Consider the following 21,293-nt stretch of genomic DNA (forward strand, 5'->3'; position numbering starts at 1 on the left):
ATTACCTCCTGTTTATTTTTGTTTAGAAATTAGACAAGAAAATGAAAAACCAAGGTACACAATAGTAAAGAGCATAGACGGTGGGAAAATTATGAAACCAAAGACATTCCACTCCATGCCTTGGGATAAAAGAATAGGTAAAATAAGACCAATAAGTGACACCGGAAAAAGTTTCGCTACAACGTAATAGATTATTTCACGAAATGTTCTGTCATGTTTGGATATTGCCCTAATTCCAGAAAGTGCCAAAATATATGAAAACCCAAATAAAAATAACACTATCCATCCAATGAATGATAATTTGTCCATATTAGTGCCTAGCGAAATAAACGCGCCAGGAAACCTTGTGAACAACAGTGCATAACACGCAATTGGGTTTCCAAAACTTACTACTATTACTTGCAACCATGTCATATTCAGTTCCACTCCCCTTTGAAGTATTGAAACAGTCTCATTACACAGTTTCTTACGCAGAATCGACGAACTGAGGAGCTAGGATAGCTAACCCTAAAGCATCATCAGACACTCTTGCTTCATCCGATCCACGAGTAGCAACTACATATGTATTGGTTCCGTTTTTTTGAAATATGCGAGCATAAAAACCTGTGGCTTTATCCCATACCTCATCCACTGCCGTAAATCCACGCGGATTACCTGTAGTCGAGTAAGAATAGTCTGCACAATCAGCCAGTTCCGGCACAGTAATACCGTTTACCGTAATGTTTTTAATCTCGGGATTGGGTACAAAAATTTCGCTCATAGCAAATTACCTCCAGTTTTTACTATCTTCATATTTATAGCCAGTAACGATCACCAGAGTCTCCATATTGCTAGATATCTAAGGTGGGCCGGCAATGTCATGCCATCTTTTATTCGTTTATCGAAATTACCTAAAAGATCTTATGAGATTGTCGTATAGCACAATAATTCTTAATGGTGCTGTGACAGAAAATATAATAAAGAGAAATGGCAACACACTCACAATTATCGAAGTAATCAAACACAAAGAAGTCTTCTTACCAACCAGATACCTGTTCAGTTTTATTAAAAAAAATGCAATCATCGGGAATATACTACCAAAAACCATTTCCTCATTAGGTGTTATTACATTAATGATGCTACTTCTCCACCACAGCATAAAAATAGCACCAATAATATATAAACCAAGTACACTTTTAATAATAATCTCTGATAACTTCTTCAATGAAAGTGCAACTTGTTCCATTTTTAAAGGCTCCATCACCCATATTTCCTCCCCTGTCGGATATTTTCTATTTGAGGAGTGTCAAGGGGACGGGGTTGGTGACACCATCTTAAACACTCCCCGCTTGGTTACTATATTTATGACAATATATTCTTCCGGCTTCTTAGTCTTTCGTCCATATTTATATTCACGCCTTTCACTGCGTTCAAGGCACAAACGTTATGAAAATTGATGCCAGAACGCTTTATTTCTTCTATACTCAACTTGTAGGGACAACGGTATACTACAAATCACGGGGAGGTGAGTGGTCTGCCTCCAGTGGAGACAAGCCGCATATTTATATGTGTAGGACGCCTTTTCAAGTACAAATAAGTGTGCTATCAAGCACGTAACCTTATCTTTGGTAAAACCTTTCTCGTTTTCGCTTAGGCTTCCAGTCAATGCCTTTGTTCCCGAGTGTCAAGGGGACGGGGTTGGTGACACCACCTTAAACACTCCCCGCTTGGTTACTATATTTATGACAATATATTCTTCCGGCTTCTTAGTCTTTCGTCCATATTTCACCTCCAAACCGATTTTTTGTTTTTTAGTGTAATGTTTTTACTGTTAAAGTTAAAATTGTTAATTATTAATTATATTTACATATTATTCTATGTATAGAATAATACAAAATAAAATATAAATCAACTAAAACAGTAAACTTTATATTATAAATCAAGTTTATTTTGTTTTTATTTGTTTTACTTTGTTTTTTTATTTTATGGCAAATTATTTTAACTGGAAACACATCAAAAAACGAAAGGTTTGTTCCAAATTCCTTCCGCTACATCGTTTCCGCAGTTTTGCAATTGAATAGCTAAAAAACACCTCTCTAGCCCAGAGAAGAAGCAAAGGGACGTTCATTTCGCTTCGCTGGTATTTACTACTAGATATAATACTTTATGAATCCCTGTTACGCTGCGCAAATTGCTGTTGTGTCTACTATTTTTCTATTTTTGCTTTTGTTTATCTTGTTTTTAATCAGAAGCAAAAACAACGCCCCTGCGCTTCTCTTAAGACTGTCCCCCTGCCAGTCGATGTCATTAATCAACAGTTGCTCCTTGGCAATGAGATGCGCGTTAGCGTGATCGAAGGCAACGCCATTTTTGTCCTTTGTCAGCACGTCTTTCACCGGCATCGGATTTTCCAGGCCCGCGCTGGTATTGCTGGGTATTTCAACCAGACTTACGTCCTTGAAATTGGCTTTTTTGACGTTTTTGACAAAGTCGGTACCGTCACGCCCGGCCACTGTGTCGCTGATCCACACGCCGTTGGCTGTCTTGGTAATCCGGTACTCGGAGAAGCTGCCGGAAAGCTCAATTACGTTGGTGCCGGCACCGCCGTCAATATAGTCATCGCCGGTACTGCCTTTGAGCACATCGTTGCCACTGCCGCCGTAGAGGGCATCGTCGTCCTGGCCGCCGTCAAGAAAATCGTCGCCTGCTCCCCCATAGATGTTATCGCGCCCACGGTGGCCTCGCAGCACATCGTTGCCTGCTCCGCCATCAATGAAATCGTCGCCATCTTCACCGGCTATGGCATCGCTGGCCGCCCCGCCGATCATGATATCATCGCCATCACCACCGGAAATGAAGACCGAGCTTGTCCCGCCGCCGATGAAGACGTCAGCGCCTCGGCCACCCTGGGCGATTTCAACTTCGGCTTGCGCCAGGTTTAGCGTCACGCCTTTATCGCCAATCACCTGCACAACATCTGTGCCCGCGCCGGCGTGAATATTAGCCTGTTTATCGTCGGCGTCAATGAGCAGAACGTCATCGCCGGCTCCGGCATTGAAGGTGTCGCTTCCCTGTCCGCCTGCGAGCCAGTTGTTGTTGCGTCGCCGATAAGTGTGTCGTTTCCGGCACCGCCGTAGGCATTCTTCACGCCTTTGGTCGCCACGTTAATAATCTCACCGGTAGAGCTGCCCGCAACGTAGGCGCTGGTAGGAGCTGTACTGCCTGAGCCTTGGGTTTTTGCCACAATGCCGCTGCCCGAAGTGGTAAAAGTACTGCCATTGGGGTTGGCGAGAAAGTTGGCGGCTATGGCCGTCTTGGATTGACCGTTCTGGACGAAGCTACCGCGGGCCAACACTTCATTGCCATCAAGCACTTCGCCCGACTGGACCTGGTTGGCAAGGTTGATTTGAGTAATACCGAGTTGCGTCAATGTCTTGAGTTCAGAAGCTTCACCCGCGTCAATGACATTGTTATTGTTGGCATCATTCCAGGACTTGCCGTCGTGGTTGGCATCTACCCAGACTTTGACTGAACTCCAGGCGGTGTCACTGCTATTAAATATGCCGTCGTGATTGGAATCCAGGCTTTTGAGCGCTTCGAAACCGTTCTTGTAGGGCTTGGTGCCTGCTGTGCCGTTTACGCCGGCTGCTCCACCGTAGTATTCGGACATGGTTTCAGAAATGTTATCGATTTTACCATTATTGTTCCGATCTACAACCACAATACCGTCCTGCGGCGACACCCAGCCGGTCTGCTCCAGACTGCCCCCGTCATTGTCGGCGTCGAAGAGAACAGGTGCCGAACTGTAGTCGGTGAGTTTTACACCGTCGCCGTTGAGGTCCAAAACAAGGGGATCTACAGGTATATAAGTCTGACCGGATATCGAGTTGATATTTACGCCTGACCAGGTTGGCGATGATATAAATCCCTCAAAAGGAGTTGTAATCAGATATTGTGGGTTAAGATTTCCATTCCCGGGCATGGTTCCATCAGAAAGAATTGAATTGGATAATCCTGATACAATATCTGTACCGTAATTGAGGCTAATTGGATCTGTTAAAATATTATAGCCGCCACCGCTGAAGACTGTTCCTTGTCCAACCTGATTCTCCTGCTGCTGCAAGTCGGTTGATCCTTGTTGTTTTGGTGTGAGGTTGGGGGTAACGGTGACTTGAAAATTGTTTTTTGCTACATCTGTTACATTGAAAAATACTTTTGTATCCTGTGGGAGAATACCTTGTTTAGGAAGGCTTGGATTTTCAGCCAGTAAAGTCTCTATAGGAATGCCTGTTCTTGCAGATATAATATCCCAGTTATCATTTTGCTGGACCTTGTAAGTAGCATTGCCATTATCATCAAAAAGAACTGGAACATTTACCTCCTCACCCGGATTACATATATAGCTTCCGCCTAGCTTACTTGTCCCATTGACTATAGCCTGCCCATCTGCATTGAATGCGTCAGCAATATTGCCATTAATGCTATCTCCTGGCTGGACTGTGACTGGGATTATTACTGGTCTGGTCGCCGTTACAACAACTTCTAGTATATCATCAGAACTTCCGTTTTTCCCTGAAGGATCTAACCCGCCTTTTCCAAACCAGCTCTTTAAATTTATATTCCCATTAGATAATAGAGAAGAGGCAAAACTTGCCTTTAAATCCGGCGTTGATTCAGCAAGCAAATTCTCCCAGTGTGGAAAAAATGAATTACTATCTGGAACATAGCCGATAGTAGTCGACACTTTCCCAGTCCGGATATCATCCGCGAGAGACGCCATGCTGTGTTCTCCTTTTACACAGGTAGCAATTGGCTCTGTTAAAAAATTATAGAATCCCGTTGGAGGCAATTGTACGTTTTTACCTAAATGAATTGCGCCAAGCCATGGAAAAATGTCACTGTACCTCCAATAATTTACTGTATCATAATTGTTATACATGCTCCAGCCAAACTGAGACGTAACTTGGGACATACCCGGAGCTTCAAAAGTCTCTATATGTATCTGCTGCCCATTATTATTGTTCCACAAGTCTGCATTAAGTAGCTGCATCAGCCCGCCAGCCAAAGAATGCCCCGTGCCAGAAATAGTAGCGCCTTGGTTTTCGAATTTTACGGTATCGTAGAACGATCTCAAAACATCATACTGCTGGGGAACGGCCCCTATTCCTAATTGCAAATCATTCCATACTCCTGGAGTATTGTCTGTACCTCTTGCTACTATGACCACATCATAGCCGCTCGTGCTTGTTGCGCTTTTGGGAGCATTTGTCCACGCTTCGCCTCGAAATCCCGTTTCAGCATCTTCTTTGACACTTATACGTCTCCACCCTGCAGGTACTTTCGTAAGCCCATCATAATAGATTACACTACTTAAATCCGCATATACCGAAGTCGTTACGGCCATTTCTTATTCCCTCCTATTATTCGTCTAACCACCAGACTTTAAGAAAACGCGGGGACAGGGATTGCGTTTTTGCCAAATTCTATAAAAGAAAAACAAATACCCTGTCCCCTTGTTTCCGATAATACAACTCCTCCCGCAACACTAACACTGGTCCACCAAGGTAAGTTAACCGTCGGAGGAAGCAAGTTAGTCTATCCTATGTGTGATCCAACCCCGAAAATATCAGATATTCTATTCCAATTTGTTATATTATATGTTGCATTAATATCAAATCCAATAAAATTGCTTCCCGCCATGTTCATCATGCCGGGGCTTTCGAAAGTTTCCGTATATATACTAACCTTACTGCCTGATGGAGAATTTGTATAATAATAAGCACTAACTAGCTGAGCTAATGCTCCGCCTAAGGAATGCCCGGTTAGGGAGACATGTTCTGGTCCTGCCTGGTCTTTAATACTTTTATAATAAATCTGCGCATCCCAGAACTGCTTTGGAAGAACTACCCCGGTAGCAAGTTGTGCATCAGTCCTTAAATCATTGAACTCTGTAATCTCCGTACCGCGAAAAGCTACCACTATCTCACCGGTTAGCTGGTTTTTATATGCCTGTCCATAAAAACCAGATTGTTCGCCCGTTCCGGGTTCTCCAAACGGAACCCAGTTGTCCGGCAATGGATTTCCACCATAGACAGCTAAACTCATCGCTGAATACTCTGCAGTTGTAGCCATTACTATCCTCTCCTTTAATGTTAATTTCTAACGACTTGGAGCGTAAGGAAATGCCCAAAATTTCGTATATTCACCTCCGCCTGCAATCACATAATCACCTGTAGGGTTAATTGCCACTGAGTAAATAATTGTATCAGGATAATCTTTTAAAACATCCAGTTGCTGACCATTATTTGTATCCCAAATTCTTACAAGATTACCGTCACCGGCAGATAATACATACCTGCCATCAGGGCTAACAGCTATAGCACGGCATCGGCCATCCGAGTCCCATGTCATTCTTTTGACCAGTTCCAGTTTTGCAAAATCCCACAGTTCGACATATCCTTTCAGAGAGCCACCTTTATATTTTTTCGGGTCAACTTTCTGATTAAACGCAAGTGCAAGAATCTTCCCGTCCGGACTAAATGCGCAATCATATATCTCTCCTGCATAACCTGAAGAAAAATTTTTCACCATATTCTTTGCTAAATCGAATAGAAACATATCACCATTCATGCCCCCAGCCACTAGATACTGGCCGGTCGGATCAAAAGCAATCGACAATACATATGTCGGTTTGCCGGTAAGTTTTAAACTTATTTGATGAAGATCAAAACGTTGTATTCGCTTATCGGCGTTAATATCCCAGATTTCAATAAAATCTTCGTTTCTTCCAGTAATTACAGCAATTTCTTGACTATTAGGTTTTAGTACTACCTTTTGGACCGGATACGAGTAATTGTCGCTTTCATTTTCCACCGGACTAAAAGTCAGGTAGTGTCCTTGACGCGAAGCAGTCGTTAAATCATAAATCAACACTCCGAACTTCCCTTTATCTTTATCTAGCGGTATAGAAGTCCCTACTATTAAGAGTTTGCCGTCAGTGCTATATACTGCTGAATTCGCTCCGGCGGACGGGGATAATTTTTCCTCTTTCTTTGTATCAATCTCGTACGTGTGAACACTAAACTCAGTAATTGACACAACTTTACCACTTGGGCTAAACAGCACATGTTTAACATAGGGTTTATAACCAAGTACCCCAGGCCCTGATCGTAAACTGACATTTACCTCATACCATGGCAGTATTACTACTACAAACCCCAGGATAACGATCAATCCTTTGTACCAAGACCTTTTTTCTGCATTCATAAACTGTTCCTTAGCCTTAATAACCAACCCAAAAGCAGTAAAAAAAGCAAGAGCCCAATAAGAAGAAAACGCGGGGACAGGGATTGCGTTTTTGCCAAATTCTATAAAAGAAAAACAAATACCCTGTCCCCTTGTTTCCGATAATACAACTCCTCCCGCAACACTAACACTGGTCCACCAAGGTAAGTTAACCGTCGGAGGAAGCAAGTTAGTCTATCCTATGTGTGATCCAACCCCGAAAATATCAGATATTCTATTCCAATTTGTTATATTATATGTTGCATTAATATCAAATCCAATAAAATTGCTTCCCGCCATGTTCATCATGCCGGGGCTTTCGAAAGTTTCCGTATATATACTAACCTTACTGCCTGATGGAGAATTTGTATAATAATAAGCACTAACTAGCTGAGCTAATGCTCCGCCTAAGGAATGCCCGGTTAGGGAGACATGTTCTGGTCCTGCCTGGTCTTTAATACTTTTATAATAAATCTGCGCATCCCAGAACTGCTTTGGAAGAACTACCCCGGTAGCAAGTTGTGCATCAGTCCTTAAATCATTGAACTCTGTAATCTCCGTACCGCGAAAAGCTACCACTATCTCACCGGTTAGCTGGTTTTTATATGCCTGTCCATAAAAACCAGATTGTTCGCCCGTTCCGGGTTCTCCAAACGGAACCCAGTTGTCCGGCAATGGATTTCCACCATAGACAGCTAAACTCATCACTGAATACTCTGCAGTTGTAGCCATTACTATCCTCTCCTTTAATGTTAATTTCTAACGACTTGGAGCGTAAGGAAATGCCCAAAATTTCGTATATTCACCTCCGCCTGCAATCACATAATCACCTGTAGGGTTAATTGCCACTGAGTAAATAATTGTATCAGGATAATCTTTTAAAACATCCAGTTGCTGACCATTATTTGTATCCCAAATTCTTACAAGATTACCGTCACCGGCAGATAATACATACCTGCCATCAGGGCTAACAGCTATAGCACGGCATCGGCCATCCGAGTCCCATGTCATTCTTTTGACCAGTTCCAGTTTTGCAAAATCCCACAGTTCGACATATCCTTTCAGAGAGCCACCTTTATATTTTTTCGGGTCAACTTTCTGATTAAACGCAAGTGCAAGAATCTTCCCGTCCGGACTAAATGCGCAATCATATATCTCTCCTGCATAACCTGAAGAAAAATTTTTCACCATATTCTTTGCTAAATCGAATAGAAACATATCACCATTCATGCCCCCAGCCACTAGATACTGGCCGGTCGGATCAAAAGCAATCGACAATACATATGTCGGTTTGCCGGTAAGTTTTAAACTTATTTGATGAAGATCAAAACGTTGTATTCGCTTATCGGCGTTAATATCCCAGATTTCAATAAAATCTTCGTTTCTTCCAGTAATTACAGCAATTTCTTGACTATTAGGTTTTAGTACTACCTTTTGGACCGGATACGAGTAATTGTCGCTTTCATTTTCCACCGGACTAAAAGTCAGGTAGTGTCCTTGACGCGAAGCAGTCGTTAAATCATAAATCAACACTCCGAACTTCCCTTTATCTTTATCTAGCGGTATAGAAGTCCCTACTATTAAGAGTTTGCCGTCAGTGCTATATACTGCTGAATTCGCTCCGGCGGACGGGGATAATTTTTCCTCTTTCTTTGTATCAATCTCGTACGTGTGAACACTAAACTCAGTAATTGACACAACTTTACCACTTGGGCTAAACAGCACATGTTTAACATAGGGTTTATAACCAAGTACCCCAGGCCCTGATCGTAAACTGACATTTACCTCATACCATGGCAGTATTACTACTACAAACCCCAGGATAACGATCAATCCTTTGTACCAAGACCTTTTTTCTGCATTCATAAACTGTTCCTTAGCCTTAATAACCAACCCAAAAGCAGTAAAAAAAGCAAGAGCCCAATAATAATTGTATCCGATTATTGTCGGAAACTGTAATTCCGGGTACCACAAAAGACTGCTCCCGGTGACAAATCTAAAGGCCGTAAACAAACGAACTAAAGTTTCAGTAAGTAGCGCGGCAGACAGAAAAATCCTGCCGTTGGAAGTTGGTTTTATAAGAACTAGAAAGGCTAATGTCGGAAATACAACTATGGAAAACGCCGGACCTATACCAAAATAACCAATTACATTAAGTATCGAAAGCAATAAATAGAGTACAGCCAAAACGCGTAAAATTGGCAACGAATATTTCATAATGTTTCACTCCGTTATAATTTTGCTTTTTGCACGCAAAGAAAGAACAACAGTGTCAAGGGGACGGGGTTACTGACACCATCTTAAACTCTTGTACCGCTTGCTTACTATATTTATGACAATATATTCTTCCGGCTTCTTAGTCTGTAGTCCATATTTCACCTCCAAACCGATTTCTTGTTTTTAGTGTAATGTTTTACTGTTAAAGTTAAAATTGTTAATTATTAATTATATTTACATATTATTCTATGTATAGAATAATGCAAAATAAAATATAAATCAACTAAAACAATAAACTTTATATTATAAATCAAGTTTATTGTTGTTTTTATTTGTTTTACTTCGTTTTTATCTTATGGCAAATTATTTTAACTGGAAACACATCAAAAAACGAAAGGTTTGTTCCAAATGCCTTCCGCTACATCGTTTGCTAATCAATATCAATTTTTTATGCGTTTCTTTTGTTGAGAACTTATGCAAATGGGAAATGTTGGGAACTCCCATTCAGCTTTCACCAATTGAGTGAACAACCAGATTGCTGCCTACCCACACCTTTACAGTACTCCAGGCAACATCACCGGCATTAAATACACCATCGTGATTAGAGTCCAGGCTCTTTAACGCCTCAAAACCATTTTTGTACGGCTTAGTACTATTGCCATTAGTCCCCGCTTGTCCGCCATAGTATTCCGATAGAGTCTCCGACATATCATCAATTTTGCCGTTAGCATTCCGGTCGACGACTACCATCCCATCTTCCTTGGATACCCAGCCGGTCTGTTCCAGCTTACCGTCATGGTCGGCATCAAAAAGGACAGGATTACTGGCATAGTCGGTGAGCTTGACACCATCACCATTGAGGTCCAGAACGAGAGGGTCAACAGGATAATAGGTTTGGTTGCCATAGGCATTGACAGCAGTTCCCATTCCGGAAGAGTACAGACGGGGTTGGTGACACCCTCTTAAACTCTACTGAATCCATTATTCACCTTAAATCAGTCAACTAATTATCTGTTATCCAAAAATCTGCGTAATCAGAAAGGTTCCATGTAATAAAACAGATTTTCGATGAATCACATACTTCAGGGCTGCATTATCGAGAGTCTCAGAACCAGAGCTTTTGTGTATTTTTGCATCTTCAACAATGCCTTTATCCGATATAAACATCCTCACTAATACCTTACCCTCCCAAGATTTTTTCTTGGCCTCATCTGGATTGCCAACAGATGATTCACTAATCTTCAGGGGTATCTTTTGGAGAGCAAGGTCTGTCTCGCTCTCTGGCGAGGAAACGTTAGCATTGCAAGTAGAACCAAGCAAGGCCATAATGCAAAACACTAGCACAATTGACACAAACTTTATTTTACGCATATTAATCATCCTTTTCTATTTTTTCAAAATATTAAATTCCCTGGAATTAATTTAATTTCCCAATATTTCTCTAAGTTCTGAGCTTACTTGTTCGCTTAAAGGCTCATTATTATAAATAAAATTACAGTAATCCCTAACAAGCTGGTGTTGTTGTATGTTACTCTTTATCGACCACTTTGCAGCGCGGTAGATTAGGTCACAAGCAGCGTTTTCTTGATCTTCTCCTTGCTTAGTCTGGGTATATTTAGCAAGCTCTCCTTTGTACCGTCCAAACGCCAGAACATCAACAATTGCCTTAACTGGTTTATATTCACCACTTGCTATAAATGTCCCCCATAACATGTCTAATTGCGATGCTTGTATCGCACTATCTTTTAAAAGTTGTGGATGTATACCAGCATGAGGATATTGTGTACATTTTTTTAACCATGCCTGATAAAATAGTTTTTCTTTTTCTGTTAGGTTACTAATAAAATCACTTGCGTCATATTCAATATAAGGAAGGATTTCCAAAATGGCAATTTTAGTGTCCTCACTTTGCTCTTGATATTCTTTTAAAAGATATAGGATTAAATACTTGTTATCATTAAAAATTTTACTAAAAAAAGCGCTAGTAAAAGGAAATGATTTGCCTCGGATCGTCGGAGATAATTTTGCGTAAAAGATAAGTCCATCTATCGCCTTTTCCGGCGTTGGATTACGATAATATGTATTAGTCCAATTAGAGTAGCTCGCAAAATCGCTAAAATATTTCTCATTTCCATACTCAGTCAGCTCAATCTGTTGTTCCTTGGTAACGCTAATATTAGCAATTAGATCCCTTACCACAACTTTGACCGTATACTTACCCGGTTTGCTTTCATTATCAAATCTTAGCTTCGTATAGTCCAAACTAGATCTAAATATTTTAGGGTTACTTACTATTCCATCTATTGACCGTAAATCCTTTCTTTCAAAGCCAATCTTACCATCAGGTTCAATTAATTGTAATTCATAATGTACTTTAGCATAACGAATATTATCAATTGCCGGATTACCAATTATAGGCATTATTAGTAAGTCCTGATTTCGGAAAACTTGCTTAGGTATTACTAAATTTGGCCCTGCAATTAAGGCTGTCTTATCCCACTTGTCAGAAAAGGCTTTATCGTGAGTAATAAGAAGTATAGTATCCATTGCCTTCGCTGAATTAGTGAAGATAACTATATATACCAAGACAATTAAAACCACATACGTTTTCTTCATAATTTAAACCCCCTTCAAGATAACAAAAACTAGCTATCATTATTAATCCGAATACTGATTTCCAAATACGAAACCGCAAAACACTTTGTTTCGATCTTGAATAATAACATGCGTCTTAAGATGCAAGCCCAATTCATTTTGCTAAGCACTAATACCGTAGCTTTTTACGACTTTAATCCATACTCCATCCTCCTCTAAGATTTCTATTTTCACTGGTTCTTAGAAATTTTTATGTAAAGGCTCCTATTGATAGTTAAATTTTAAATAAAATTCCATATCTTCCTATTTAAATGATAAAGCAGCTCACAATTCAAATCAACTATAATCAACAAAATTAAGCTCATTTTTTATAAGTTTATATAATCTTTTATTCTTTCAGCTTGTTTTGCTACTGTTATTATTTAGTTTCTTTTAAAAAATCCATTTCACCAAAAACGCTTCAAAAAAAATAGTGAGAGGCTTGTAATACACATGCCTTTCACTATTGTCTTTATTATATCTGGAAATTCAAGATGTTAATTTACACATTAAAACGGCATTCTGATAGCACAATAAATCCGCCATAAATCAGAAAACTATCTGCAAAATAACTCATTGTCTCATATGTTGGAGGGTGTTTCTATATGTTTGCCGGCTATTCTTTTCTCGCGGCAATTTACGATTGGGCCTGCTCCCGTGGGCAGGTTTTATACATAAAGACGAGGAATACCAACCCGCCCAGCAGTATAAGTATACTTCCAGTGAAGAGGAACACTGATGCAATTCCCAGCCACGAGCTAATCACGCCGCCCAAAACCGGTCCCAGCATCTGCCCCAACTGATTGGCCGTTGTTGTCAGCCCAAAGACCCGGCCTTGCGCGTCGGCATCGACAGAAGATACCGCAATCGCATTAATGGCCGGAAATACACCCACAATAAATAACCCATAAAGAAATTGCAGCACGCCGAACTGATAAATATCATTGGCGAAAAACTGCCACAGATTAAATATTCCGGCACCCAGGAAAGCGATAACCATAATTTTAAAAAAGCCTCGTGTTTGACCCAATCGTCCCCATATGGGCGCCGCTATTGCTCCGGCAATACCGGCCAGACTAAATACCAAGCCAGCCTTTAGCGCAACTCCATCCATAGTGCCCTGCAATTCAGCCACATACAATGCAATAACCGGCTGCAACACCATGCCAACGGCTTGCACAGCAAATAACAACAGCATCATCTGCACTAGCTGCCGATTAGCAAGCGCGGTTTTCAAATCCCCCAATATACTGCCAGTCTCCTGGCAGGCAGACTGATTCTCTGTCTCCGGTTCTACTACTAGCCAGCCTACTAACAAGGTGCCGCCAAAAATAATGCCGGCAGCTACCACAAAGGAAAGACGCATGCCAAAGATGTGAGAAAGTGTCCCTCCCACTAGTGGTCCTAAAATACCGCCGACTAGCAGTGTGGTCTGCATAATACCCAGGCTAAGGCCCAAGTTTCCCTTAGGCGCAGAGGCAGCTACAATTGCCATAGCCGCCGGGACAAAGCCGTTAGCAAACCCTTGCAGCAGCCTTACAAAAAACAAATCCAGTGGATTCCTAACAAGTGAACCCAGAAAATAAACCACAGCCAGGCTGAAGCCTGACCGCATGACCATCCGGCGCCGGCCACTTTTATCTGCGCATCGCCCCCAGTAGGGAGCCAGCACAGCAGCAACCAGAAACGTAACTGAAAGCACCAGCCCTGACCACATATTTACCTTCTGAGGACTGGCCCCGATATCCAAAAGATATAGCGGCAAAAACGGTATAACCATAGTATAACTTGAGCCTGACAGCATCACTGCAAAAGCTAAAGTCCAAAGATTTCTACGCCAATTCAAAGCTATACAACTCCCTCTTTATCATATAATTCTAACAGTGGGTAATAGGATAAAAAAGCACCCAAAACTTACCTCTTCAGTAAGTTTATGGGGGCTTTTTATGTGTTAGAACTATATTCTGTTATAATTATACATCATTCTACAAAAAACTGCTACACTTTCCCACAGTTTTAGAATTAGGCACTTATTCCTTGTTTATTCGTTTCAGGAGTGTCTGTTTCGAAACCAGCGCTGACTAATTTGGCAATGACCAAATCACCGGATACGTTCAAAGTCGTTCTGCACATATCCAGGAATCTGTCAACGCCGAGAATCAATCCTAAGCCTTCCACCGGAACACCAACATTTACACACAAAATAGCAATAATCGGTAAAGTACCGCCAGGAACGCCTGCTGTACCGATACCACCTAACACGGCAGTTAAAACTACTACCACTTGCTGGCCAAATGTCAAATCCACGCCGAATACCTGTGCTAAGAACAGCAAAACAGCGCCTTCATACAAGCCTGAGCCGTTTTGGTTAGCAGAGGCACCGCAAGTCAGTACGAAACGGGCAATTTTTGGGGGAAGTTTACATGATTTTTCTGCAACTTCTAATGCAATCGGCAAAGTAGCATTTGAAGAAGCGGTTGAAAATGCATATACATAGGCCTCACGACAATTCTTAAAATACGTCCAGGGGTTTGTTTTGGCAAAAATTTTGAGGCAAAGAGCATATACAACAAATTGCTGAATTAACAAGCTCAGTACAACGACGCCGACAAAGTAAGCGACGTTTGCCAAGAAGCCGGCACCCATACGGTAGGTAGTATTGAATACAATAGCAAAAATACCATAAGGGGCGATTTGCATTGCCCAGTCAATGACTTTCAATGAACAATTGTAAATGGCCTCAAGCATCTTAATGAAGGGGTGGTTTTCATCTTTAACACAGATACTCAGAGCATAACCGAACATCAACGCAAAGACCATCACAGCAATAATTTCGCCGCTGAAAGCTCTTGCAGCAGAGTCGATCGGATTTTGCGGAATCAGATCCGTAATATACGTAGTCCATGGCTTAGCTTGCGCAGCTTGCATGTTTTTGTCTATCGAGATAACGGCCTGATTCTTGGCAAGCTGGACCGGGTCAAACTCCAGACCAACACCTGGCTGCAATACGTTGGTCATCAATATGGCAACAAAAACCGCAATTGCGCTTAACAAGATGGTAAATCCCAATGATCTCATGGCAACTTTCCCCAAACTGCGGCCTTTGCCCAGTTCGTAAACGCCAAGCATTAGAGCTGAAACCAGCAGGGGAACAACAACCATAAAAATCATTTTAAGGAAAATAGCGCCAACTAAGGTACAAACTTCAGTCCACGTTTTCATCCATGGATAAACTTTTTCAGGCAAAGTATAATACGCGATAAGACCAACAATAACACCAGCACAGAAACCTAAAATAAGTTTTTGGTATTGTTTCATTCTCATCCCTACCTTTCATAAAATTAAAGGATTTCCTCTTGCACTACTTTTGGCCGCTCCTCTTACTTTGATACTTCAACTTCTTGTCTTTACATTGCGGACAGGCAAAGTATCTCTCCAGTATACTTTTGGTAATCATCTCCCGTCATAATAGTAATGTTAACATAACCTGATACATAATTGTATTTATCTTTCTATTATAATTCATGGATAGCAGCAATTTATAGTCCATTTAATAGAATATACAAAAAACAATTTGAAATTTTTCAAATATTTATAAGTCTTTACCAGGTGGACCTGCAGTATTTTACATTTTAACATCTAGATTATCTTTACTATATTCTGTTACATTTTACTAAGAAGGATAATAGCAAACCGGCAGGGAATATACTTCTCGACGATACCGCACAGAGGAAGAGGGATATTATGAAGCTGATCTCGTGGAATGTCAATGGACTACGGGCTTGTCTCAATAAAGGATTTCATGATTTTTTTGTTACTATGGATGCCGATATCTTTTGTGTCCAGGAAACTAAGATGCAACAGGAACAATCTGAATTGGTGCTGCCAGGTTATCACGAATATTGGAACAGCGCCGTGAAAAAAGGCTACTCTGGTACTGTTATTTTTACGCGGATCAAACCCTTAGCTGTGACCTATGGCATGAATATCATTGAACATGATCAGGAAGGACGAATGATCACCCTGGAATTTGCTGATTTTCAGCTAGTTAATGTTTACGCTCCCAATTCCCAGCGAGAACTTGCCCGCCTCAACTACCGCATGAAATGGGAAGATGATTTCAATACTTACCTAACTCAGCTTGACAAAGGTAAACCGGTAATTGTTTGCGGCGACCTCAATGTTGCCCATCAGGAGATCGATATTAAGAATCCGAAAACCAACGGCAAGAATGCCGGTTTTACTGATGAAGAACGAAATAAAATGACACTGCTGCTCCAGGCAGGCTTTACTGATTCCTTTCGCGCTTTATACCCGGAAAAGCAAGACGCCTATAGCTGGTGGTCTTATATGATGAATGCCAGAGCGCGGAATATCGGTTGGCGTATTGATTATTTTTTAGTGTCTAAACGGCTAACAAACTCAATCAAAGAAGCCAGTATCTATGCTGACATCATGGGCAGTGATCATTGTCCGGTTGGTCTTGAGTTAGTATAAAATACAAAGGCCAGTACCTAATTTAAGTACTGGCCTGTTTTTTCGCATTAACTATGAAATTGTGATTAGTGAATTGCCTTTTTCCTAAATTGACCACCCATTACTTCATGAACATCATTAAAGGTAACAAAGGCGTTTTCATCAACTTCATCAACAATCGATTTTAGTTTTGCCATCTCTAACCGCGTAATAACGCAATACAGTACATCTTTGCGTTCCTTAGTGTAGCCGCCCTCACCATGTAAGATGGTAACTCCCCGGCCTAACCGGGCCATTAGTGTTTCGGTTATCTCTTCAGGCTTTTCTGATACAATCATGACCGCTTTCGATTCATCCAGACCTTCGATCACTGTATCAATGACCTTGAAGGCAACAAAGTAGGCCACCAGTGAATACATAGCCTTATCCCAGCTAAATACAAACCCGGCACTGGTAAGGATAAATAAATTAAAGAACATGATTATTTCGCCGACTGAGAAGCTGGTACGCTTGTCCAGCAAAATGGCAACAATTTCTGTTCCATCAAGTGAACCCCCATACCGGATGATCAAGCCCACACCAATACCAACGATAATACCCCCAAATATGGCTGCTAAGAATAAATCATTGGTTAGTCCTGGAATGGGATGAAAGAACGAAACCCAATACGCCAATGATACGATAGAAAAGAGAGTTGATAGCGCAAATGTTTTACCAATTTGCGCATATCCCAAATATAAAAACGGTATATTGAGCACTACCAAAAACAGGCTTAAAGGTAATCCGGTTACATGACTAACCATAATAGAAATGCCTACTACACCGCCATCGATAATATTGTTAGGAACTAAAAAAATCTCCAATCCAATTGCGGCTATGATCGAGCCTATGAAAAGCAAGATATATTTTTTTAGAAGACGCAAATTTGAATTTCGTTTTGTCATATATCATCCTCCTTTGGCTTCATCTGCAACTTTTCTAAGTAGATCAACTAACCTTACTTGTACAAACCCACAAAAACCTTTATCTTGATAGTATCCACAGAAAAATCAACTACAATAATGTTCGGGACTGCTAGTCTTACCTGTCCATCACCAATCAACAAGGTTGGGGGCGATATATCCATGCCGTTAATACCAGACTTTACAAAATTGGTACAGACATTAGCACACACCATATTTCCCATCTCAGAAATAGCACTTTGCGCCAAGCTATCGAATTCAGTTACTTCCATACCCATCATCATTTTGGAGGCAAACTGCTTAGCTGAATCAATATCCATGCCAATAAGTATTGCGCCTTGCACCGGACCAAGAACACCAACATTAATAAGTACGCCCTGATAATACAAAGTGGAATCTGCCAGCGAAACTCCTTGCCTCGTTACTGTTTGAAACCCAATCTGCGGCAGAATATTGGTAAAAGCCTCAAGTACAGGATTAATTATGTTTACATCCATAATACCATTCCTTTCTTAAAGCCAATACCGAGATATATGCGTCCAAAATCGTTATTCGCATAGATACCCTGAAGTTGGATAGTAGGGCTGGCAATTTTCGTCTGCTCACCACAGAATACACTAGGCGGCGATACTCTGAGTCCAAATGCCGATTCCTTTTTATTTAACATAGAGCAAGCCACACCACCAACTATGTTGGCAAATTCCGCAGCCATAGCCATAACCTCTTCCTGGTTCTTTGCCGACCGACGCAAAATGACTGCTGCCATTTTTTCTGCCGTTTCCCGTGACAAATCCAAGATCATTGAACCTGAATAACGACCAATTATGCCAATAACTACTGTTATCCCCTGCGAAACCTCTCTGTCTGACCGCGTCCGCTCCGAAAAGGTAGTTGTTGTTTTAGTCATGCGCGTTATGCTTTGCGCCAATGCTTCCTGGAACATATCAATACTCCGGTTCTCCAGTTGCTCGTATAAACGGTCCGGAGACATAACCCCGGTAATAACCCGCTTCAATACCTCTGAGTCAACAGGCTTTTGCACATAACCCACCACACCAATACGCCGGACCTCAGCTTCCGTTTCCTCATCCTTCATGGAACTAATTACAATAATTTTGGCCATTGAATCATGGGCAAGCAGTACTTTGCTGCACTCAAACCCATCCGCTCCAGGCATGGCAATATCCATAGTCACAATATCCGGTTTACATTGGCTATAGGTTTCTACTAAAGACTCCAGACAATCGGCCTCACCAACAACCTCATAACCTTCTTGCTGCAAACTATCTGCTAAAATCACACGGGAAAAAGGGGAATCGTCAACAATCATAATGCGAATGCTCAAGTTTAAACCCTACTTTCGTATTGTATTTTACATGACTAACTACCACTAACCATCCCAGAAAATGTGATTTCCTATGTTAATAATAACTCAAATTGCTTAAGATAACAACTCCATAAATTATCAAAGACAAAGGAACTGGCCTTTGTCTTTGATAATTTCTATTCGTTATATGGAGTCTGGCAATACTACATCTCTTTGGCCGGAACCGGCCCCCGCGCCAGTGCAATTTTACCTGTCCTGACAATCTCAATAATCCCGAAATCTAACAATACTTCGCAAAAAGCGTCAATTTTGCTTTCCTCGCCGGTAAGCTCAATCGCCACCGTTTCCCGGTTAACATCAATGATTTTGGCCCGAAATATCTCGACGACATTTACCAGATCAGAACGATTGGTTTTACTGGCTCTTACCTTAATCAGCGCCAATTCCCGTTCAATAGACTCAACATAGGTAAGGTTAACGATCTTAATGACATCAACCAACTTAGAAAGTTGATTGACAACCTGCTCCAACTCAACCTCATTATCGGCCTCAACGCTAATCGTAATCCGGGTAGTGTCTGCCTCTTCCGTATAGCCGGCGGCGATACTCTCGATATTAAAAGCCCGCCGGCTAATAAGTCCCGAGATATGTGTCAATACCCCCGGCCTATTATCTACCAACACCGCCAATGTGTATTTCATCAGCCCATTCCTCCTAACAGCATTTCATCCAGCCGGCCGCCTGGTGGAACCATAGGCAATACATCCTCCATAGGCGGCAGTAGTATCTCGACCAACACCGGCCCCTCCATGTTTAGCGCTTTTACCAGCACTGCATTAAGCTCATCAGGATGAGTTACGCGCAAACCAGGTACTCCCATAGCCTCGGCAAGCTTGACAAAATCAGTTTTCCCCTTAATGCTGGAATGCGAATAGCGCTGACCGTAAAACATCCGCTGCCACTGATGCACCATCCCCAGCACTTCATTATTCATAACAAAAATCTTTAGCGGCAAGTTATTATCGGCCACGGTCGCCAGTTCCTGACAATTCATCATGATACTGCCGTCGCCGGTAAACAGCACCACATTTTTATCAGGCAAACTCAGTTGCGCACCAATAGCGGCCGGCAAACCATAGCCCATCGTCCCTAAGCCGCCTGAAGTAATAAACGAGCGAGCTCTGGGGAAATTATAGTATTGGGCGGTCCACATTTGATGTTGTCCAACATCGGTCACAATAACAGTATTCTCCTGGGTAAGCTGACTTACCTTCTCAATAACTGTCTGCGGCATAACTCTTGTTGATTCATGGTCATAGGTTAACGGCTTTTCCTGTTTCCAGGTTTGCACACGCTCATTCCACGCGGCAATTCCCTGACGCCACTCTGCAGGACTGCGCCTGGCTACCTTTTCACAAAGCAGTGGCAATGACCAGCGAAGATCACCAACAACCCGCAGATCGGCACGTACATTCTTATTTACCTCAGCCGGATCAATATCAAAATGCACAATCCTGGCTTGGGGCGCAAAATTTTTGACTACGCTCGTTACCCGATCATCAAACCGAACGCCAATGCCCAGTAAAAGATCACACTCGGTAGTAGCCATATTGGCAACATAGGTGCCATGCATACCCACCATCCCCAAATGCTGCGGTGAATCAGACGGAATACATCCCAAACCCATCAAACTTGATACCACGGGAAAGCCCGTCAGCTCAGAAAACTTACGAAACTCCCCGGCTGTATCGGAAAGAGTAACACCGCCGCCAACAAAGATAATCGGATTTTCAGCTTCCAGCATAGCCTGTACAGCCAGCTCCACGCTCTCAGAGTCACCATCAAACAAGGGCGTATAACCTCGTAGTGCAACCGTATCCGGATACTCGAAATCCAAAGTTGCATTAAACACGTCGCGTGAAATATCGATAACAACCGGTCCCGGTCGTCCAGTCCGCGCAATATAGAAGGCTTCTTTCATGATTCTCGGCAAATCCTGAACCTTCTTAACTAAATAATTATGCTTGGTAATCGGGGTCGTGATACCCCGGACGTCGGCTTCCTGAAAAGAATCTTTGCCAATCACCCCAACCCCCACCTGTCCGGTAATAGCTACCAAAGGAACAGAATCCATATAGGCAGTGGCAATACCAGTTACGAGGTTAGTTGCTCCTGGGCCTGAGGTGGCAAAACAAACTCCTGTTCTGCCAGTTGCCCGCGCATAGCCATCAGCAGCGTGAACGGCACCTTGTTCATGACGGGTTAAAATATGGGGAAAATTAGCTTTAAACAACGCGTCATATAAGGTTAATACACAACCTCCCGGATAGCCAAACACCAGGTTTACCCCTTCCGCCTTCAAACACTCAATAATTGCTTCCGCTCCTAACATTTTCAAGCTAATTTCTCCCTTC

The 21,293-nt window shown here is 41.9% G+C and carries 19 protein-coding genes and 1 pseudogene; 1 reads left to right on the forward strand and 19 read right to left on the reverse strand.

Going from position 1 to position 21,293, the window contains the following annotated elements; genetic code table 11:
* Window positions 1-12 precede the first annotated feature (12 nt).
* The 14 genes and pseudogenes from AC1ECB_RS19055 to AC1ECB_RS19120 form a co-directional block, all read right to left on the reverse strand.
* Window positions 13-414 carry a hypothetical protein gene (locus AC1ECB_RS19055; RefSeq protein ID WP_485665263.1) on the reverse strand — a complete coding sequence of 134 codons (402 nt, stop codon included), beginning with the start codon at window positions 412-414 and terminating at the stop codon, window positions 13-15.
* 52 nt (window positions 415-466) lie between these two features.
* Entirely contained in the window at window positions 467-760 is a 294-nt protein-coding gene (locus AC1ECB_RS19060; RefSeq protein ID WP_485665264.1) for a hypothetical protein, read from the reverse strand.
* Between the two features lie 126 nt (window positions 761-886).
* Window positions 887-1,243 (reverse strand): hypothetical protein, encoded by a 357-nt coding sequence (locus AC1ECB_RS19065; RefSeq protein WP_485665265.1) that lies wholly within the window; start codon window positions 1,241-1,243, stop codon window positions 887-889.
* A 913-nt stretch (window positions 1,244-2,156) separates the two neighbouring features.
* Complete coding sequence (locus AC1ECB_RS19070; protein WP_485665266.1) at window positions 2,157-2,945, reverse strand: calcium-binding protein; 789 nt, start codon at window positions 2,943-2,945, stop codon at window positions 2,157-2,159.
* Window positions 2,946-5,035: 2,090 nt separating this feature from the next.
* Window positions 5,036-5,383 (reverse strand): annotated as a pseudogene (locus AC1ECB_RS19075) (Tle-like phospholipase domain-containing protein); the annotation flags it as partial.
* 191 nt (window positions 5,384-5,574) lie between these two features.
* On the reverse strand, window positions 5,575-6,111 hold the full coding sequence (locus AC1ECB_RS19080; protein WP_485665267.1) for a lipase family protein: 537 nt from the start codon (window positions 6,109-6,111) through the stop codon (window positions 5,575-5,577).
* Between the two features lie 27 nt (window positions 6,112-6,138).
* Window positions 6,139-7,245, reverse strand: a complete 1,107-nt coding sequence (locus tag AC1ECB_RS19085; protein ID WP_485665268.1) for a WD40 repeat domain-containing protein — start codon at window positions 7,243-7,245, stop codon at window positions 6,139-6,141.
* Window positions 7,246-7,458: 213 nt separating this feature from the next.
* Window positions 7,459-7,995 (reverse strand): lipase family protein, encoded by a 537-nt coding sequence (locus AC1ECB_RS19090; RefSeq protein ID WP_485665269.1) that lies wholly within the window; start codon window positions 7,993-7,995, stop codon window positions 7,459-7,461.
* Window positions 7,996-8,022: 27 nt separating this feature from the next.
* Entirely contained in the window at window positions 8,023-9,480 is a 1,458-nt protein-coding gene (locus AC1ECB_RS19095) for a WD40 repeat domain-containing protein (RefSeq protein WP_485665270.1), read from the reverse strand.
* Window positions 9,481-9,984: 504 nt separating this feature from the next.
* On the reverse strand, window positions 9,985-10,407 hold the full coding sequence (locus tag AC1ECB_RS19100) for a hypothetical protein (RefSeq protein WP_485665271.1): 423 nt from the start codon (window positions 10,405-10,407) through the stop codon (window positions 9,985-9,987).
* A gap of 87 nt (window positions 10,408-10,494) precedes the next feature.
* Complete coding sequence (locus AC1ECB_RS19105) at window positions 10,495-10,851, reverse strand: energy transducer TonB (protein WP_485665272.1); 357 nt, start codon at window positions 10,849-10,851, stop codon at window positions 10,495-10,497.
* A 51-nt stretch (window positions 10,852-10,902) separates the two neighbouring features.
* Entirely contained in the window at window positions 10,903-12,096 is a 1,194-nt protein-coding gene (locus tag AC1ECB_RS19110) for a hypothetical protein (RefSeq protein WP_485665273.1), read from the reverse strand.
* Between the two features lie 655 nt (window positions 12,097-12,751).
* The gene (locus AC1ECB_RS19115) at window positions 12,752-13,960 is read right to left on the reverse strand and encodes an MFS transporter (RefSeq protein ID WP_485665274.1); all 1,209 of its coding nucleotides are present in this window, start codon (window positions 13,958-13,960) and stop codon (window positions 12,752-12,754) included.
* A gap of 176 nt (window positions 13,961-14,136) precedes the next feature.
* Window positions 14,137-15,432 carry a dicarboxylate/amino acid:cation symporter gene (locus tag AC1ECB_RS19120; protein ID WP_485665275.1) on the reverse strand — a complete coding sequence of 432 codons (1,296 nt, stop codon included), beginning with the start codon at window positions 15,430-15,432 and terminating at the stop codon, window positions 14,137-14,139.
* A gap of 426 nt (window positions 15,433-15,858) precedes the next feature.
* Between AC1ECB_RS19120 and AC1ECB_RS19125 the strand changes: the two genes are divergently transcribed.
* Window positions 15,859-16,611 (forward strand): exodeoxyribonuclease III, encoded by a 753-nt coding sequence (locus AC1ECB_RS19125; protein WP_485665276.1) that lies wholly within the window; start codon window positions 15,859-15,861, stop codon window positions 16,609-16,611.
* A gap of 65 nt (window positions 16,612-16,676) precedes the next feature.
* Here AC1ECB_RS19125 and AC1ECB_RS19130 read toward each other — a convergent pair whose 3' ends face one another.
* The 5 genes from AC1ECB_RS19130 to ilvB form a co-directional block, all read right to left on the reverse strand.
* On the reverse strand, window positions 16,677-17,534 hold the full coding sequence (locus AC1ECB_RS19130) for a YitT family protein (protein WP_485665277.1): 858 nt from the start codon (window positions 17,532-17,534) through the stop codon (window positions 16,677-16,679).
* Between the two features lie 53 nt (window positions 17,535-17,587).
* Complete coding sequence (locus tag AC1ECB_RS19135) at window positions 17,588-18,049, reverse strand: chemotaxis protein CheX (protein ID WP_485665278.1); 462 nt, start codon at window positions 18,047-18,049, stop codon at window positions 17,588-17,590.
* A complete protein-coding gene (locus AC1ECB_RS19140) occupies window positions 18,040-18,897 on the reverse strand; it encodes a response regulator (protein ID WP_485665279.1) in 858 nt (285 codons plus the stop codon). Before AC1ECB_RS19140 ends, AC1ECB_RS19135 begins: the two co-directional genes overlap by 10 nt.
* Window positions 18,898-19,082: 185 nt before the next feature.
* Window positions 19,083-19,580: an acetolactate synthase small subunit gene (gene ilvN, locus AC1ECB_RS19145; protein ID WP_021169647.1), complete on the reverse strand. Its 498-nt coding sequence runs from the start codon at window positions 19,578-19,580 to the stop codon at window positions 19,083-19,085.
* Window positions 19,580-21,277, reverse strand: a complete 1,698-nt coding sequence (ilvB, locus tag AC1ECB_RS19150; RefSeq protein ID WP_485665280.1) for a biosynthetic-type acetolactate synthase large subunit — start codon at window positions 21,275-21,277, stop codon at window positions 19,580-19,582. The genes ilvN and ilvB overlap by 1 nt, the downstream gene beginning before the upstream one ends.
* Window positions 21,278-21,293: the final 16 nt, after the last annotated feature.

The sequence above is a fragment of the Sporomusa sp. 246TCP1 genome, from assembly GCF_057319775.1.

Excerpts from the sequence above, each read along its gene's own strand:
- AC1ECB_RS19135 (WP_485665278.1), bottom strand. The coding sequence starts at position 18,049 with ATGGATGTAAACATAATTAATCCTGTACTTGAGGCTTTTACCAATATT.
- AC1ECB_RS19130 (WP_485665277.1), bottom strand. The coding sequence starts at position 17,534 with ATGACAAAACGAAATTCAAATTTGCGTCTTCTAAAAAAATATATCTTG.
- AC1ECB_RS19080 (WP_485665267.1), bottom strand. The coding sequence starts at position 6,111 with ATGGCTACAACTGCAGAGTATTCAGCGATGAGTTTAGCTGTCTATGGT.
- AC1ECB_RS19125 (WP_485665276.1), top strand. The coding sequence starts at position 15,859 with ATGAAGCTGATCTCGTGGAATGTCAATGGACTACGGGCTTGTCTCAAT.
- AC1ECB_RS19060 (WP_485665264.1), bottom strand. The coding sequence starts at position 760 with ATGAGCGAAATTTTTGTACCCAATCCCGAGATTAAAAACATTACGGTA.
- AC1ECB_RS19110 (WP_485665273.1), bottom strand. The coding sequence starts at position 12,096 with ATGAAGAAAACGTATGTGGTTTTAATTGTCTTGGTATATATAGTTATC.
- AC1ECB_RS19120 (WP_485665275.1), bottom strand. The coding sequence starts at position 15,432 with ATGAAACAATACCAAAAACTTATTTTAGGTTTCTGTGCTGGTGTTATT.
- AC1ECB_RS19085 (WP_485665268.1), bottom strand. The coding sequence starts at position 7,245 with ATGAATGCAGAAAAAAGGTCTTGGTACAAAGGATTGATCGTTATCCTG.
- AC1ECB_RS19055 (WP_485665263.1), bottom strand. The coding sequence starts at position 414 with ATGACATGGTTGCAAGTAATAGTAGTAAGTTTTGGAAACCCAATTGCG.
- AC1ECB_RS19100 (WP_485665271.1), bottom strand. The coding sequence starts at position 10,407 with ATGGGAACTGCTGTCAATGCCTATGGCAACCAAACCTATTATCCTGTT.
- AC1ECB_RS19105 (WP_485665272.1), bottom strand. The coding sequence starts at position 10,851 with ATGCGTAAAATAAAGTTTGTGTCAATTGTGCTAGTGTTTTGCATTATG.
- AC1ECB_RS19095 (WP_485665270.1), bottom strand. The coding sequence starts at position 9,480 with ATGAAATATTCGTTGCCAATTTTACGCGTTTTGGCTGTACTCTATTTA.
- ilvN (WP_021169647.1), bottom strand. The coding sequence starts at position 19,580 with ATGAAATACACATTGGCGGTGTTGGTAGATAATAGGCCGGGGGTATTG.
- AC1ECB_RS19090 (WP_485665269.1), bottom strand. The coding sequence starts at position 7,995 with ATGGCTACAACTGCAGAGTATTCAGTGATGAGTTTAGCTGTCTATGGT.